Raw genomic sequence first — 15,877 nt, forward strand, 5'->3', positions numbered from 1 at the left:
CTCGGGTTTTCTTTTTTTATTTTGCCGCCTCTTCAATAATGGCAACAACCATTTCTGCCGTTTTAACGAGCTCTTCGATCGGCATTTTTTCATTTTTTGTATGGATTTGCTCATAACCGACAGCAAGATTGACCGTCGGGATGCCATGACCAGCGATTACGTTCGCGTCGCTTCCGCCGCCGCTCGTTTGCAGCTCGCTTGGACGTCCGATTTTAGCAGCCGCTTTTTTCGCGATTTCAACAACTTGGTCGCCGTCTTGATATTTAAAGCCCGGATACATAACCTCAATTTCGACTTCTGCGCGTCCGCCCATATCAGCAGCTGCCTCTTCAAAAGCAGCTTTCATTTTTTGAACCTGAGCTTCCATTTTCTCAGGAACTAAAGAGCGCGCTTCAGCAAGAATATGAACTTCGTCGCACACAATGTTTGTTTGTGTGCCGCCTTCAAACCGGCCGATATTAGCTGTTGTTTCTTCATCGATACGGCCCAATGGCATTTTTGAAATGGCTTTGCTAGCGATTGTAATCGCTGAAATGCCTTTTTCAGGTTCAACCCCGGCGTGAGCGGTTTTCCCGAAAATTGCCGCTCTTACCTTCGCCTGTGTCGGCGCGGCCACAATGATATTTCCGACTTTTCCGTCTGAATCAAGAGCATAGCCGTAGGATGCAGTGATCATAGAACGGTCAAGCGCCTTCGCTCCGATCAGACCCGATTCTTCCCCTACTGTGATGATGAATTCAATCGTGCCGTGTTCAATGTTTTCTTCTTTCAGCACCTTAATCGCCTCAAACATTGCAGCCAATCCCGCTTTATCATCAGCGCCTAAAATCGTCGTGCCGTCAGTTTTGACGTAACCGTTCTCTACAACTGGTTTTACGCCGTTTCCGGGTACAACTGTGTCCATATGAGATGTAAAATAGATCGTATCTGTTTGTTTTGTCCCTTTTAGCGTGCAAATCAGGTTACCGGCTCCGTGGCCCGTGATATCCATTGTATCGTCTTCTTTAACGTCCACACCTAAATCAGAAAATTTTCGTTTCAGCACTTTGCAGATTTCAGCTTCGTGCTTTGTTTCTGAGTCAATTTGGACAAGCTCTAAAAATTCTTCCAGCAGGCGTTTTTCATTCACCATTTGTAAGTCCCTCCATATTAAAGCGGTATGTTACCGTGCTTTTTTTTCGGTCTCTCTTCTGTCTTATGTGCAAGCATATGAAAAGCTTGAATCAGTTTTCCCCTTGATTCTTCCGGCAAAATGATGTCATCGACCATTCCACAAGCGGCCGCTTTGTATGGGCCGGCGTTTTGCTTTTTGTATTCAGCAGTTTTTTCGCGTTTCGTCTTTTGCGGGTCAGCTGAAGCTTTGATTTCCTTTTCATACAAAATCGATGCCGCACCTTCTGGACCCATCACTGCGATTTCAGCATTCGGCCATGCAAACACAAGGTCCGCTCCGATCGCTTTGCTGTTCATGGCCACATAGGCGCCGCCGTACGCTTTTCTAATGATGAGTGTGACTTTTGGGACAGTCGCTTCAGCATAAGCAAACAATAATTTTGCTCCATGCCTGATGATTCCATTGTGCTCTTGCTGAATACCCGGCAGAAACCCCGGGACATCTTCGACAGTCAATAGCGGGATATCAAATGCGTCACAAAAACGGATGAACCTTGCTGCTTTATCAGCAGCGTCAATCGTCAGGCTTCCCGCCAGATGCTTCGGCTGGCTCGCCACGATGCCGATTGCTTTTTCACCCAGCCTTGCAAACCCAATGACAATGTTCTTCGCAAAAAATGGCTGAATCTCAAAAAAAGACTGCGGGTCAGCCAGCTCCCTGATTACCTTCCGAACATCATAAGGCTTTGTCGTATCAGCAGGGACAAGATGGTTTAATAACGGTCTGGACGCCTCTTTCTCTGGCTTTGGCTCTGTTGTCCGGCCATTCAGCGGCAAATAAGACAGCAGTTTTCTCACCCCTGTCAGAACCTCCTTCTCCGTATGCCCGGAAAAGTGGGCGTTTCCGCTGACGGCATTATGTATCCCCGCTCCGCCTAAGCTCCCCGCATCAACCTGTTCCCCTGTCACTTTTTCAATCACCTTCGGGCCGGTAATAAACATCCGGCCGGTCTGTTCAGCCATAAATATAAAATCTGTGAGTGCCGGAGAATATACAGCGCCTCCAGCGCACGGCCCTAAAATAACCGATATTTGCGGAATGACTCCGGAATATAAGACGTTTCGGTAAAATATGTGACCGTATCCATCTAATGATACCACACCCTCTTGAATTCTCGCACCACCTGAGTCATTCAGCCCGATAATCGGCGCCTTATTTTTTGCTGCCAGATCCATCAAAGCGCAGATTTTCCTGGCATGGGTTTCGCCAAGCGCCCCTCCGAACACTGTGAAGTCTTGCGCAAATACATAAACTGAGCGGCCGTCAATTGTGCCGTACCCTGTCACGACCCCATCCCCTAACATGCGCTGTTCTCTTGTTAACACTTGACTTTCCATGAAGGGGTGTAATTCGATAAAGCTGTCCTGATCTAGAAGAAATATGATCCTTTCCCGAGCAGTGAGCTTGCCCTTTTGCCGCTGCTGAGCCAGCTTTTCCCGTCCTCCGCCTTCTTCTGCCTGCTTGCGTTTCGTGTATAAATGATCCATGTGCTCATTCATGTTCATTCTGTTGATCTCCTTTCGGTTCACAAAGCTCTACAAGAACACCGTTTGTTTCCCGAGGGGAAATAAACGCGATCTTTTTCCCGTTCGCCCCCTGTCTTGGAAACCTGTCAATCAATTGAACATGCCGGTCAGACAATGCTTGAAGCTGTTCAGATAGGCCGTTGCACAAAAACGCAATATGATGCAGTCCCTGCCCTTTCTTCTCCAAAAATAAACGGACGGGGCTGTCAGCTGTCAACGGCTCTATCAGCTCAAGTTTGACGCTACCAGCTTGAAAAAAAGCAACATTCACCTTCTGCTCTTCAACCGTTTCTTGATGAAGAAATGCAAGCCCCAATACATTTTCATAAAAGCTTCTTGCATCTTTTATCGAAAAAACGGCTATCCCGATATGGTCAAGCCTGTTCATTTTCATCCCTGCTTTCGCTAATAGATATCGCTTGTCCGCCCATTCAAAACACGCTAAAATATAGACAGATTGTTTAAGGAGTGAAAATCATGTCTCAAAAACTGATGAAAAGCGTTTTGATCGTGATTTTGGGAGTTTTTATTCTTTCAACTGTACTCTCAGGAATCGTCATGTTTCTATAACGATAAAAAAGCAGGCGCCTTATTCAATGGGAATATCCTGCTTTTTTATCAGAGCTTTATGCTCGATGGCAATCTCCTCAAAAGAGCGGTTGTCGTCCGTGATCAGCACTCTCGTTCCTACTGGTATCGTTTGAAACAAATGAACAACCTCATCGTTATGCATACGTATACAGCCGTTAGATACAAATTTTCCTACTGATTCCTCTCGGTTTGTCCCATGAATTCCATAAATCCGCCCGTCCGTTCCTTTCGCGTCAAATCCGATCCATCTGGCCCCAAGCGGGTTATCAGGAGATCCCCCTTCAATATTTTTCTTTCTGTAGTAAGGATTTTCCGCTTTTACCGTTACCGAAAACTCTCCTTCAGGCGTCAAATCATCTGTTTTTCCAGTCGCCACACTATACACGCCTTCTACTTTGTTGTCGAGAATAACAGCAAGTTCATTTGTTCGCTTGTTGACAATAACATACGGATCACCTGGCAGCGGATTTTCGCCGAGCGGCCAAATCGGTGAAATCATCATGAAAATCGAACATAAGAAAAAACGCATAAGCTCCTCCTTTTTCATTAGGTTGACCAATGAAGGAAGAGCTCATGCGAATCATCCGAGTGATTTTTGCGCTTTTATTCCTTTAAAATAACTTTTAATCACTAAATATTGTTCCATTTCGCCGAGAAGATGGAAGAGAGCGGCCCTCGCTTCAAATTCCTCTCTAGTCGCAGGAAGTGGCATCTCCTCAAATTCTTTTCTCATGTCAGCAAGTCTTTTCAGAAATTTATACGCTGTATTCCCAGGGTGTATCGCCTCCCGCAAATCATGAATAAATTCAGCGATCATTTTTCCCTGATCTACCGTGATGGAGATCGATGTCACTTTAGGGAGAAGGCGTTCAATAATTTCAAATTGCTTTTCTCTCATTTTAAAATAATGATAATGCAGATTTTCGTAACGTAAAATGTGGTTTTGCACATCTCGATATGCCAGGTTTTTAGCCTCCGTAATAAGCTGGTGCGTTTCCGGAATTTCTTTTCCAGACCAATCTTGCTCACCAGTTAACAAATACCGTTCGATTTCTGCAAAAATGACAGCAAAGTTATCCTCTATCTTTTTACGGTAAGCAATCAGCTTCCGATCAAGACTCGGCATATACAAGTTCATCAATAGAGCGACGCCGATGCCGACCGTAATCAGCTGAACTTCATTCCAGATGAAAGTAGGCGTAATGCCGCCGGACATGTATAAATGAAGGATAATAACAGAACTGGTGACGATACCCTCGTTAATTTTTAACAGAACCGTTATCGGAATGAATATCAAAAGAAGCGCTCCGATCACAAACGGGTGGTAGCCAATAAGCTCGAAAAAGAGATAAGAAAAAACAATTGCCAGACAGCATGCCGCAAAGCGGGCCCATGAGGCCTGAAGCGACCGTTTTTGTGTGATTTGTATACACAAAATGGTGATGATTCCTGCTGATGCGAAGTTTTGCAAATGCAATAACTGGCTTATATAAATAGCCAAAGCTGTTCCAAGCGCGGTCTTTATTGTGCGGTAACCAATTTTAAACATGTCGGACTCCATTTCTATTTGTTTCTTCAATAAAAAAGAAGAGGCGGCCAGCCTTCTTCTTTTTTATATTCTATAATATTTTCTCTAAAAAGTCCTGCGCTCTTTTGGATTTTGGCGACATAAAAAATTCCTTCGGATTGCCGTCTTCGACAATCATTCCTTGGTCCATAAACAGCACACGGTCTGCCACTTCTTTTGCGAAGCCCATTTCATGTGTGACAATCACCATGGTCATGCCGGTTTCGACCAGCTCTTTCATCACCTGTAGCACTTCTTTAACCATCTCTGGATCAAGGGCGGAGGTCGGCTCGTCAAACAGCATGATGTCCGGATTCATCGCAAGAGCCCTGGCAATCGCGACACGCTGTTTTTGTCCGCCAGACAAACGGTTTGGATAGTCATTTCGCTTTTCAAACAAACCGACTTTGCGGAGCAGGTCCTCAGCTTTCTCCTGTGCAGCCTGTTTTGTTTCTTTTTTCACATTGACAGGCGCGTACATGATGTTTTCGAGAACCGTTTTGTGCGGAAAGAGATGAAAATGCTGAAAAACCATCCCGATGTTTTCCCGGACCTTTAATGTGTTGGTTTTTGGCTTCGTAATCTCTGTGTCTTTTATTGTAATGGTTCCGCCGTTAGGCTTTTCCAACAGGTTTAAACAGCGTAAGAACGTTGATTTGCCTGAGCCTGAAGGACCGATCACGGCAACAACCTCACCCTCAGCGATTGTTGTTGAAATGTTTTTTAATACTTCGTGTTTCCCAAATGATTTTGACAGCTTTTCAACCTTAATCATTGGATTTCAGCTTCCTTTCTACAGCCTTGCCGATAAACGTTAAAATCAGGACAAGCACATAATAAATCAATCCCGCGATAATGAGCGGCTCAAGGTAATTGTAAGTGGCGGCGCCAGCTTGATATGCGCGTCTCATGACATCACCAAGCCCGATGACGGTAACGATCGCCGATTCTTTTGTTAACGTAATTAATTCATTCACAATTGCAGGTGATATATTTTTGAAGGCCTGCGGCAGCAGCAGATCCTTCATCATTTTTCCATACGGGACACCGAGTGCAACAGCAGCTTCTTTTTGCCCTTTATCAATGGCATTGATTCCGGCTCTGATAATTTCCGATACATAAGCGGCGGAATTCAAAGACAATGCGACAACCGCAGCCCAAAACTGGTCAATTTGAAATCCGAGCAGCTGAGGAAGGCCAAAATAGACAATCATAAGCTGCAGCACTAAAGGCGTGCCTCGGAACACTGATGTATAAAAATCAGCGATCCAGATAAACGGGCGGAATGTGCTGATCTTGCATAAGCTTAGCACAATACCGAGTATAAGTCCGATAATAGCAGATACAACAACAATTTTTAATGTAATTGCCAAACCTTCTAATATAAAAGGAATTTGGGGGATCGTTGCTGAAAAATCCAAATTCATAGCCTTTGTCTCCTTTTCTTACAGGAAAAAAGTTTCCTATTCAATAAAAAGGCTCAACGAAAAAGTTGAGCCGCTTTTTTACTTCTCGCCAGTGAACCATTTTTTCTTCAATTTCTCAAGCTCTCCGTTATCTTCCATTTCCTTGAGCGCTTTATTGAATTTGTCTGTCAGTTCACTGTCCTTTCTGAAAGCAATTGCTGAACCGGCTTCTTCCGCTTTCGCATCAGGAATCACAAAGCCTTGCAGGTCATCATTTGATTTGAAATACCCTTCTGCAACAATGTCTTCAATAATCGCGGCATCGAAGCGGTCAGATTTGATTTCCTGCACCAAATCAGAAATTCTGTTGCGGTCTTCTGTTTTAAAACCATATTCTGGAGAAAGCTCTTTCCCCTTCTCTTCCTGAATAGAGCCAAGCTGAACGCCAACTGTTTTTCCTTTCAGGTCTTTCAAAGATTGAATGCCGCTGTCTTTTTTGCTGACAATCATATGGTTCGCTGTGTAATACACATCGGAAAAATCAACTTGTTTTTTACGCTCAGGCGTTGGTGTCATTCCTGACAAAACGAGATCCACCTGTTTTGATTTAAGCGCTGTAATTAAGCTGTTGAAGTCCATATCCTGCACTTCAATTTCATAACCTGCCTTCTTCGCCAGAGCTTTTGCCAACTCTACATCAAAGCCGACAATATTATCGCCTTCTTTATATTCAAACGGTTTGTAATCCGCCGAAGTACCCATAATTAATTTTTTCTTGCCGCCTTCTGAACCTGAATTGCTTGAGCCGCAAGCAGATAATGCAAAGGTAATGCAGGCAGCTACAAGTAATAAGAGCCATTTTTTCATGATCCATTTCCCCCGTATTCATTACTTTTGGTGTATTTGAATATTTATTCGTTAATTTGTATTTTAAACAGTTTCTTATTTTTATGCAATACTATTTTTAAAAATTATCTTCAAGCTTATCTTTCCAGTGATCTCTTCTGATATTACTAGATAAAAATTAAATCGCTGTACAATCCGATTGAATAATCCCTTAATATTTATTCATATATCCTTGGAAATTTATGCACAAAAAAACCCGGGCTGCTTTGAGCATCCGGGTTGTTCGTCTTATACTTCTTCACAATATTCTTCAAAGGCTTCCTGCAGCTTTGCCACTACGGCCATCGGCTCATGGCCTTCAATTTCATGGCGCTCTACCATTTTCATGATCTTTCCGTCTTTCAAAATCGCAAAGGACGGAGAAGATGGCGGATAACCTTCAAAATAGTCACGCGCACGCGCTGTCGCTTCTTTATCCTGTCCGGCAAAAACGGTGACGAGCTGATCAGGTCTTTTATCATAGTGAACGGAATGGTAGGCTGCCGGTCTTGCAATTCCTCCGGCGCATCCGCAAACAGAGTTTACCATGACGAGCGTCGTTCCTTTTTTCGTAAGTGCCTCATCCACCTCTTCGGCTGTTTTAAGCTCGGTGTATCCGGCAGCTGTTATTTCTTGTCTCGCTTGGCGGACAATATCATTCATAAATAAATTAAAGTCCATGTTCAATGAAGACCTCTCCTTTTTCATCATCTGTTCTTATGATAGCAAGGAAACGTCCATATCGGCAAATGACTTTGCTTCGCCGTGCACTTTTTTTGCTCTTCGTTTACTGCTTACAGAAAAAGGGGATTATATAACTAGAAGTAAAATAAAGGAGCAGTTGTATATGAGCCACAGGAAAGCGTTACTGATTCATAACGGAAATGCCGGCAACAAAAATATAGAAAAAGCACTTGGTGCTGTGGTGCCGGTTTTATCTCACCATTTAGATGAGGTAATTATTAAACAGACAAAGAAAAAGGATGATGCGTATCATTTTTGCCGATCCATTGATGATTCTGTCGACACCGTCTTCATTCTCGGCGGCGACGGTACGATCCATCAATGCATAAATGCTATCAGCGCTCTAGAAAGAAAACCCGCGGTCGGAATTTTGCCCGGCGGCACGTGCAATGACTTTTCAAGAGTGCTTGGCATCCCTCAAAATCTTGCAAAGGCCGCGGAAGCACTTATGTCAGGAAAAAAAACCAGCGTAGACGTATGTCAGATGAATGACCGTTATTTTTTGAATTTCTGGGGGATCGGCTTAATTGCAGAAACGTCGAATCAAATCAACGAAACGGAAAAAGCATTATTGGGAAAAATCAGCTATTTTACAAGTGCCTTGCGAACCGTCTCATCCGCTGCGTCGTTTCCGATGACATTGAAAATTGATGGAGAAGAAATTAAAGAAGAAGCCGTTATGCTGCTTGTGATGAATGGCCAATACATTGGAACGAATCGAATTCCTCTGCCCGATGCCAGTATTGAAGACGGCTTACTTGATGTTCTCATATGCCGCAATACCAACCTCACCGCGCTGAGGGAGCTGATGAGCATGGAACAGGGCTCAATTGATCGTTTTACCGGAGAGCTGTCCTATGTCCAGGCTTCCCGTATCGAGATTGAAACAGACACTGCCAAAAAGGCGGATATGGATGGAGAAGTTTATACATATACACCCGCAGTCATTCAGGTCCTGCCTCAGCATATCGACATGCTTGTTCCCGCAAATGAATAACTGTCATAAGGCTTTAGAAAGATTTTGCAAATCCGTTGACTCTCCCCTAGGAGGAGGTCTTACAGTATAAGGGATACACACTTGAAAAAGGGGAAGTCATATGGAGAAGAAAAATATTACCTTAACTATATTATTAACCAATTTATTTATTGCTTTTTTGGGGATCGGGCTTGTGATTCCAGTAACGCCGACCATTATGAATGAATTGCATTTATCGGGGACCGCGGTCGGCTATATGGTTGCCTGCTTCGCTATTACACAGCTCATTGTCTCACCAATAGCCGGACGATGGGTTGATCGCTTCGGGCGCAAGATCATGATCGTAATCGGCCTGTTGTTCTTTAGTGTGTCGGAGTTTTTGTTCGGCATTGGAAAAACAGTTGAGATGTTATTTATCTCCCGTATGCTGGGCGGTATCAGCGCAGCCTTCATTATGCCCGGGGTCATGGCTTTTATTGCAGATATCACGACCATTAAAACGAGGCCGAAAGCGCTCGGTTATATGTCAGCGGCTATTTCAACAGGATTTATTATCGGCCCCGGCATCGGGGGATTTTTAGCAGAAGTCCATTCCCGGCTGCCTTTTTTCTTTGCGGCAGCTTTTGCACTGTTAGCAGCCATTTTATCAATCCTCACGCTGCGCGAGCCGGAACGAAACCCTGAAAATCAGGAAATAAAAGGGCAGAAGACAGGCTTTAAACGAATTTTTGCCCCCATGTATTTCATAGCTTTTCTCATTATCTTAATTTCGTCTTTTGGTTTAGCATCATTTGAATCTTTATTTGCATTATTTGTGGATCATAAATTCGGATTTACGGCCAGCGACATTGCCATTATGATTACAGGAGGAGCGATTGTTGGCGCCATTACGCAAGTCGTCTTATTCGACCGCTTCACAAGATGGTTTGGCGAAATCCATTTAATTCGGTACAGCTTAATTCTCTCGACGAGTCTGGTATTCTTGCTGACAACAGTACATTCATATGTTGCGATTCTGTTGGTGACAGTCACCGTATTTGTCGGATTTGATCTCATGCGGCCTGCGGTAACGACTTACCTGTCAAAGATTGCGGGAAATGAACAGGGGTTTGCCGGCGGTATGAATTCAATGTTTACAAGTATCGGCAATGTATTCGGGCCTATTATCGGCGGAATGCTGTTCGATATTGATGTAAACTATCCTTTCTACTTTGCAACGGTCACCTTAGCCATAGGGATTGCACTGACCATTGCTTGGAAAGCGCCTGCACATCTTAAAGCCAGCACGTGATAAGAAGCGTATTCTTTGTGTACTGCAAAGAATGCGCTTCTTCTTTATACTGATGACAGAAGGAGTGATGGCATGAAGGAATCATATTACTCAATTGGGGAAGTTTCAAAACTGGCAAACGTGTCGATTAAAGCGCTCCGTTATTACGATAAAATTGATTTATTTAAACCAGCCTACGTCGACCCGGATACCAGCTACCGCTATTATACAGATGCTCAGCTCATTCATCTGGATTTGATCAAATCATTGAAATATATCGGCACACCTTTAGAGGAAATGAAAAAAGCACAGGACTTAGAGATGGAAGAACTGTTTGCTTTTTACACAGAGCAGGAGAGGCAAATCAGGGAGAAATTAGACTTTTTATCAGCACTGGAGCAAACCATTTCATTGGTGAAAAAGCGGATGAAACGGCAGATGGAATATCCCGCGCTCGGTGAGGTGTTTGTTTTAGATGAAGAAGAAATACGGATCATTCAGACAGAGGCAGAAGGAATCGGGCCTGAAAACGTGCTCAACGCCTCCTACAGCAAATTAAAAAAATTTATCGAGTCAGCAGATGGATTTACGAACAATAGCTACGGCGCTACTTTCTCTTTTCAGCCCTACACCAGCATTGATGAAATGACTTACCGTCATATTTTCACGCCTGTATTGACGAATAAACAGATTTCATCAATTACGTCGGATATGGAAATCACAACAATCCCTAAAGGGAGGTATGCGTGTATCGCGTATAATTTTTCGCCTGAACATTATTTTCTCAACTTACAGAAGCTTATCAAATATATCGCGGACCGCCAATTAACAGTTGTCAGTGATGTATACGAGTTAATCATACCGATTCATTACTCCCCGAAAAAACAAGAAGAATATCGAGTCGAAATGAAAATACGGATCGCTGAATAATAAAGCATAGAAAAAGAGCATTTTTTGAAACAAAACTTCAAAAAATGCTCTTTTTTCTTATTTAGTAAACAGATGTCTTCTCGTCAATCGATTCTAAAATTTGTTTCACTCGTCCGAGGAATCGTCCGCACACGAGACCGTCAAGCACTCTGTGATCTAATGACAGGCACAGATTAACCATGTCTCTGACAGCAATCATGCCATTGTCCATGACAACCGGGCGTTTGACGATGGATTCTACTTGAAGAATCGCAGCCTGAGGGTAGTTGATAATACCCATCGACTGAACAGACCCGAACGAACCTGTGTTGTTGACGGTAAACGTGCCTCCCTGCATGTCATCTGCAGTGAGTTTTCCGTCTCTTACTTTTTTAGCTAGGCCGGTAATGTCTTTCGCAATGCCTTTAATTGTTTTTTCATCAGCGTTTTTAATCACCGGAACAAATAAAGAATCCTCTGTGGCAACTGCAATTGAAATATTGATATCCTTTTTCTGAATAATTTTGTCCCCCGCCCACATGCTATTCATTTGCGGGAATTCTTTTAACGCCTGAGCGACCGCTTTTACAAAAAAGGCGAAGAACGTTAAATTAAAGCCCTCTGTCTTCTTAAAGGAATCTTTTATACTGTTGCGATATGCAACCATATTTGTGACGTCGACTTCCATCATCGTCCAAGCATGCGGAATTTCTGTTTTGCTTCGCTTCATATTGGAAGCAATTGCTTTTCTTACACCTGTGACAGGGATTTCTTTATCACCGGCTGCAGACGCAGGATATGACGTCTCTTCTTTTGGCTCAGGTTTTGAGGCAGACTTCGGTGCAGGAGCTGCTGTTTTCGGCTCCTCAGCCTTCTGTTCTTGTACGCCGCCTGTTTCAATTAAGCGCTGAATATCTTTTCGTGTGATGCGCCCGCCAGCACCTGTTCCTGTTACTTGATCGAGGTCAATGCCGTGCTCTCCGGCCAAACGGAGTACAGCTGGCGAGTAGCGCTTTTTATTGGGCTGATCAGCTGCTTCGGCACTTTTTGCAGCAGGCGTCTCAGCGGCTTTTGAAGCAACTGGCTGTTCTTGTTTTTGTTCAGCCGGATTCGCGCCTTCTGTTTCAATTTTGCAAATCACTTCTCCGACTTGCAAGGTTTGGCCTTCTTCTCCCACAAGCTCTGTTATCGTACCAGTAAAAGAAGACGGAACCTCTGCATTTACCTTATCTGTCATGACTTCCGCGATTGGATCGTATTTGTTCACTTTATCACCGGGGACGACAAGCCATTTGCTGATCGTCCCCTCTGTTACGCTTTCTCCAAGCTGCGGCATCGTCATTTGTTCAATTGCCATGATTTTATCCTCCCTTACGTCTTTAAAACTCCGCTAATTCTCTCATCGCCGCTTCCACTTTATCAGGGTTGACCATAAAGTATTTTTCCATTGTCGGCGCATAAGGCATAGCCGGAATATCAGGACCTGCAAGCCGTTTGATTGGCGCGTCTAAGTCGAACAGACAATGCTCGGATATAATTGCGGCTACTTCGCTCATGATGCTGCCTTCTTTTGTATCTTCTGTGACCAAAAGAACCTTTCCAGTTTTGGACGCAGCTTCGATGATGGCTTCTTTATCAAGCGGGTAAACTGTTCTTAAATCCACCACATGCGCTGAAATGCCATCTTTTTCGAGACGTTCTGCAGCTTGTAAGGCGAAGTGGACACACAGACCGTATGTGATCACTGTGATGTCGTCACCTTCCCTTTTTACGTCAGCCTTGCCAATTGGCAGGACATAATCATCAGCCGGAACCTCTCCCTTTATCAGACGGTATGCCCGCTTGTGCTCAAAAAACAGCACTGGGTCTTCATCACGAACTGCGGCTTTTAAGAGCCCTTTCGCGTCATATGGCGTTGATGGCATGACAATTTTCAGTCCTGGCTGGTTGGCGAAAATTGCTTCGACTGATTGAGAATGATACAGGGCTCCGTGCACGCCTCCGCCGTATGGCGCTCTGACGACAATCGGACAGCTCCAGTCATTGTTGCTGCGGTAGCGGATTTTAGCCGCTTCAGAAATAATTTGGTTGACTGCCGGCATAATGAAATCAGCAAACTGCATCTCAGCAATCGGTCTCATTCCGTACATTGCCGCTCCGATACCGACTCCTGCGATCGCAGATTCAGCAAGCGGCGTATCCATAACGCGCTCTTCCCCAAATTGTTCATAGAGTCCGGCTGTTGCTTTAAACACACCGCCTTTTCTTCCTACATCTTCCCCAAGGACGAAAACGCGAGAATCTCGTTCCATTTCTTCTTTCATCGCCAAATTGATTGCATCAATATATGACATTACTGACATTTGTTCTTCCTCCCTACTTCGCATACACATAATCAAGCGCTGACTCAGGAGCTGCATATGGGGCGTTCTCCGCTTCATCCGTCGCTTCATTTACGATTGCCATAATTTCATCCAGCATGGTTTGTTCTATCTCATCGGACAGCAGGCCTGTTTCCTTTAAGTAAGCTTGATAAGTAAGCAGGGGATCACTTTTTTTCGCTTCCTCTACTTCTTCACGACCTCTGTAGCTGCTGTCATCGTCATCACTGGAATGTGGTGTAAGGCGGTAAGAAATCGTTTCAATTAATGTTGGGCCTTCTCCTCTGCGTGCCCTTTCGCGTGCTTCTTTGACCGCTTGATAAACTTCAAGCGGATCATTTCCATTCACAGTTACGCCAGGCATCCCATAGCCTATGGCACGATCGGAAATGTTCTCACATGCGACTTGCTTATCGTAAGGCACTGAGATTGCGTATTTGTTGTTTTCACACATGAAAATAACCGGCAGCTTATGGACAGCGGCAAAGTTCGCCCCTTCATGGAAATCGCCTTGGTTTGAAGACCCTTCCCCAAATGTAACAAAGGCTGCGATATCCTTTTTCTCCATACGTCCCGCAAGCGCAATACCGACTGCGTGCGGCACTTGCGTTGTAACCGGAGATGATCCCGTCACAATGCGGTTTTTCTTTTGTCCGAAATGTCCCGGCATCTGGCGGCCTCCTGAGTTCGGATCTGCTGCTTTTGCAAACCCGGACATCATTAAGTCCTTTGCTGTCATGCCAAACGCGAGCACGACACCCATGTCTCTGTAGTACGGCAATACATAATCCATTTCACGGTCAAGTGCGAAAGCCGCTCCTACCTGTGCTGCTTCCTGTCCTTGACAAGAGATTACAAATGGAATTTTGCCAGAACGGTTTAACAGCCACATTCTTTCATCGATTTTTCTTGCTAACAGCATGGTTCTATACATATCAACGGCTTCCTGATCAGTCAGCCCTAGTGCTTGATGTCGGTTTGTACTCATTCAAGCCCCTCCTTTATGCTTTTAAAAATGAATGGCTTTGCCATCTGCGGCAAGCGCTGCTTCTCCAATTGCTTCAGAAAGCGTTGGATGCGGGTGAATCGTTTGCCCGACCTCCCACGGCGTTGCGTCCAGCACTTTGGCAAGACCCGCTTCAGAAATCATGTCGGTGACATGCGGGCCGATCATATGAACGCCGAGAATATCATCTGTATCTCGGTCCGCCACGATTTTGACAAAACCGTCGCTTTCACCGTATACAAGCGCTTTTCCAATCGCCATAAATGGGAACTTGCCGATTTTGACATTATGCCCGTTCGCCTTTGCTTCGTCTTCTGTAAAGCCGACACTGGCAGCTTCAGGGCTTGAGTAAATGCACTTCGGCACAAGCGTCGGATCAAGCGGATGCGGATTGAGACCTGCAAAATGCTCAACAGCAATAATTCCCTCATGTGAAGCAACGTGAGCTAACTGCAGGCCACCGATTACGTCTCCGATTGCATAAATATGAGATTCCTTCGTTTGGCAGCTTTCATTGACTGAAATCATGCCATTTTCAGTAACAATATCGGTGTTCTCTAGGCCGATGCCTTCGATATTTGCCTGCCTGCCGATGGAAACAAGCATTTTCTCAGCAGAATAGGTAACGGTTTCTCCGTCTTTTTCCGCTTGTATGCTGATATCGTCTGATGTTTTTGTCATTGTGTCAGGCAGCACTTTTGCCCCTGTTATGAACTGGATGCCTTTTTTCTTAAGAAGACTTTCCATTTCTTTTGAAATCTCTAGATCTTCAGTCGGCAATATGCGATCCGCGTATTCAATAACCGTTACCTTCACACCAAAATCATGAAGCATAGACGCCCATTCGATACCGATAACCCCTCCGCCGACAATGATGATTGATTGTGGCAGCTCCTCCATTTGGAGCGCCTCATCTGAAGTCAGTACAGACTTACCGTCCGCTTCAAGGCCCGGAAGCATTCTCGGTCTTGATCCTGTTGCAATGATCACTTGTTTCGGGATCAGCATGTCATTTTCTTCGCCGTTTCCCCTCTCAACCGAAATTGTTCCCGGCAGCGGAGAGAAGATTGACGGTCCAAGGATACGTCCATATCCGGTGTACACGTCAATTTTTCCTTTTTTCATTAAATGATTTACACCCGCTGCAAGCTTATCAACAACGGCTTGCTTACGCTGCTGCACTTTTTCAAAGTTGAGGGACACGCCAGCCGTTTCCACCCCGAATTGATCGGCTTCACGAGCTGTCCGGTATACCTCTGCACTTCTAAGCAGCGCTTTACTCGGGATACAGCCTTTATGCAGACATGTTCCTCCGAGTTTTTCTTTTTCCACAACGGCTGTTTTTAAGCCGAGCTGAGCGGCTCTGATGGCCGCAACATAACCGCCGGTACCGCCGCCCAGAATGACTACGTCATACTCAGTTGCCATGGTGACTCACTCCT

17 protein-coding genes are annotated in these 15,877 nt (G+C 44.7%); 4 read left to right on the plus strand and 13 right to left on the minus strand.

From position 1 onward, the window contains the following. Nucleotides 1-16 precede the first annotated feature (16 nt). The 3 genes from bslm_RS11495 to mce are packed head-to-tail and all read right to left on the minus strand — an operon-like array spanning nucleotide 17 to nucleotide 3,088. The gene (locus tag bslm_RS11495; RefSeq protein ID WP_003230352.1) at nucleotides 17-1,132 is read right to left on the minus strand and encodes a tripeptidase T; all 1,116 of its coding nucleotides are present in this window, start codon (nucleotides 1,130-1,132) and stop codon (nucleotides 17-19) included. A 17-nt stretch (nucleotides 1,133-1,149) separates the two neighbouring features. Further along, the gene (locus bslm_RS11500; protein ID WP_080010575.1) at nucleotides 1,150-2,673 is read right to left on the minus strand and encodes an acyl-CoA carboxylase subunit beta; all 1,524 of its coding nucleotides are present in this window, start codon (nucleotides 2,671-2,673) and stop codon (nucleotides 1,150-1,152) included. Beyond that, nucleotides 2,666-3,088, minus strand: a complete 423-nt coding sequence (gene mce, locus bslm_RS11505; RefSeq protein WP_014480205.1) for a methylmalonyl-CoA epimerase — start codon at nucleotides 3,086-3,088, stop codon at nucleotides 2,666-2,668. Before mce ends, bslm_RS11500 begins: the two co-directional genes overlap by 8 nt. A gap of 89 nt (nucleotides 3,089-3,177) precedes the next feature. Here mce and prli42 point away from each other — a divergent pair, with 89 nt between their 5' ends. Next, on the plus strand, nucleotides 3,178-3,270 hold the full coding sequence (gene prli42 / locus bslm_RS21525; RefSeq protein ID WP_003226489.1) for a stressosome-associated protein Prli42: 93 nt from the start codon (nucleotides 3,178-3,180) through the stop codon (nucleotides 3,268-3,270). 19 nt (nucleotides 3,271-3,289) lie between these two features. On the opposite strand, the gene bslm_RS11510 is transcribed toward prli42, so the two are convergent. The 6 genes from bslm_RS11510 to brxB form a co-directional block, all read right to left on the minus strand. Then, entirely contained in the window at nucleotides 3,290-3,820 is a 531-nt protein-coding gene (locus tag bslm_RS11510; RefSeq protein WP_004398604.1) for a L,D-transpeptidase, read from the minus strand. 51 nt (nucleotides 3,821-3,871) lie between these two features. Continuing rightward, on the minus strand, nucleotides 3,872-4,840 hold the full coding sequence (locus bslm_RS11515; RefSeq protein WP_029317941.1) for an aromatic acid exporter family protein: 969 nt from the start codon (nucleotides 4,838-4,840) through the stop codon (nucleotides 3,872-3,874). Between the two features lie 70 nt (nucleotides 4,841-4,910). After that, nucleotides 4,911-5,633 (minus strand): arginine ABC transporter ATP-binding protein ArtM, encoded by a 723-nt coding sequence (artR, locus tag bslm_RS11520; RefSeq protein ID WP_003230342.1) that lies wholly within the window; start codon nucleotides 5,631-5,633, stop codon nucleotides 4,911-4,913. Next, nucleotides 5,626-6,285 (minus strand): arginine ABC transporter permease ArtQ, encoded by a 660-nt coding sequence (gene artQ / locus bslm_RS11525; protein ID WP_003230340.1) that lies wholly within the window; start codon nucleotides 6,283-6,285, stop codon nucleotides 5,626-5,628. The genes artR and artQ overlap by 8 nt, the downstream gene beginning before the upstream one ends. Nucleotides 6,286-6,363: 78 nt before the next feature. Continuing rightward, on the minus strand, nucleotides 6,364-7,131 hold the full coding sequence (gene artP, locus bslm_RS11530) for an arginine ABC transporter substrate-binding protein ArtP (RefSeq protein WP_003230337.1): 768 nt from the start codon (nucleotides 7,129-7,131) through the stop codon (nucleotides 6,364-6,366). 267 nt (nucleotides 7,132-7,398) lie between these two features. After that, nucleotides 7,399-7,836, minus strand: a complete 438-nt coding sequence (brxB, locus tag bslm_RS11535) for a bacilliredoxin BrxB (RefSeq protein WP_003226477.1) — start codon at nucleotides 7,834-7,836, stop codon at nucleotides 7,399-7,401. 160 nt (nucleotides 7,837-7,996) lie between these two features. Between brxB and bslm_RS11540 the strand changes: the two genes are divergently transcribed. The 3 genes from bslm_RS11540 (at nucleotide 7,997) to bmrR (ending at nucleotide 11,069) form a co-directional block, all read left to right on the plus strand. Continuing rightward, entirely contained in the window at nucleotides 7,997-8,890 is an 894-nt protein-coding gene (locus bslm_RS11540; RefSeq protein WP_046381166.1) for a diacylglycerol kinase family lipid kinase, read from the plus strand. Nucleotides 8,891-8,990: 100 nt separating this feature from the next. Further along, nucleotides 8,991-10,160 (plus strand): multidrug efflux MFS transporter Bmr, encoded by a 1,170-nt coding sequence (gene bmr, locus bslm_RS11545; protein ID WP_046381167.1) that lies wholly within the window; start codon nucleotides 8,991-8,993, stop codon nucleotides 10,158-10,160. A gap of 72 nt (nucleotides 10,161-10,232) precedes the next feature. Then, a complete protein-coding gene (gene bmrR / locus bslm_RS11550) occupies nucleotides 10,233-11,069 on the plus strand; it encodes a multidrug efflux transcriptional regulator BmrR (protein ID WP_046381168.1) in 837 nt (278 codons plus the stop codon). Nucleotides 11,070-11,130: 61 nt separating this feature from the next. On the opposite strand, the gene bfmBB is transcribed toward bmrR, so the two are convergent. Genes bfmBB through lpdA form a run of 4 tightly spaced genes read right to left on the minus strand, consistent with a single transcriptional unit; the run spans nucleotide 11,131 to nucleotide 15,863 of the window. Next, complete coding sequence (gene bfmBB, locus bslm_RS11555; RefSeq protein WP_046381169.1) at nucleotides 11,131-12,405, minus strand: branched-chain alpha-keto dehydrogenase complex dihydrolipoyllysine-residue (2-methylpropanoyl)transferase; 1,275 nt, start codon at nucleotides 12,403-12,405, stop codon at nucleotides 11,131-11,133. A 22-nt stretch (nucleotides 12,406-12,427) separates the two neighbouring features. Then, nucleotides 12,428-13,411 carry a 3-methyl-2-oxobutanoate dehydrogenase subunit beta gene (gene bfmBAB / locus bslm_RS11560; protein ID WP_004398638.1) on the minus strand — a complete coding sequence of 328 codons (984 nt, stop codon included), beginning with the start codon at nucleotides 13,409-13,411 and terminating at the stop codon, nucleotides 12,428-12,430. 13 nt (nucleotides 13,412-13,424) lie between these two features. Continuing rightward, nucleotides 13,425-14,417 (minus strand): 3-methyl-2-oxobutanoate dehydrogenase subunit alpha, encoded by a 993-nt coding sequence (gene bfmBAA, locus bslm_RS21345; RefSeq protein WP_004398565.1) that lies wholly within the window; start codon nucleotides 14,415-14,417, stop codon nucleotides 13,425-13,427. A 21-nt stretch (nucleotides 14,418-14,438) separates the two neighbouring features. Next, nucleotides 14,439-15,863, minus strand: a complete 1,425-nt coding sequence (gene lpdA / locus bslm_RS21350; RefSeq protein WP_046381170.1) for a dihydrolipoyl dehydrogenase — start codon at nucleotides 15,861-15,863, stop codon at nucleotides 14,439-14,441. Between the last annotated feature and the right edge of the window lie 14 nt (nucleotides 15,864-15,877).

The organism is Bacillus sp. LM 4-2, assembly GCF_000978495.1.
GTDB classification, from domain to species: domain Bacteria; phylum Bacillota; class Bacilli; order Bacillales; family Bacillaceae; genus Bacillus; species Bacillus subtilis.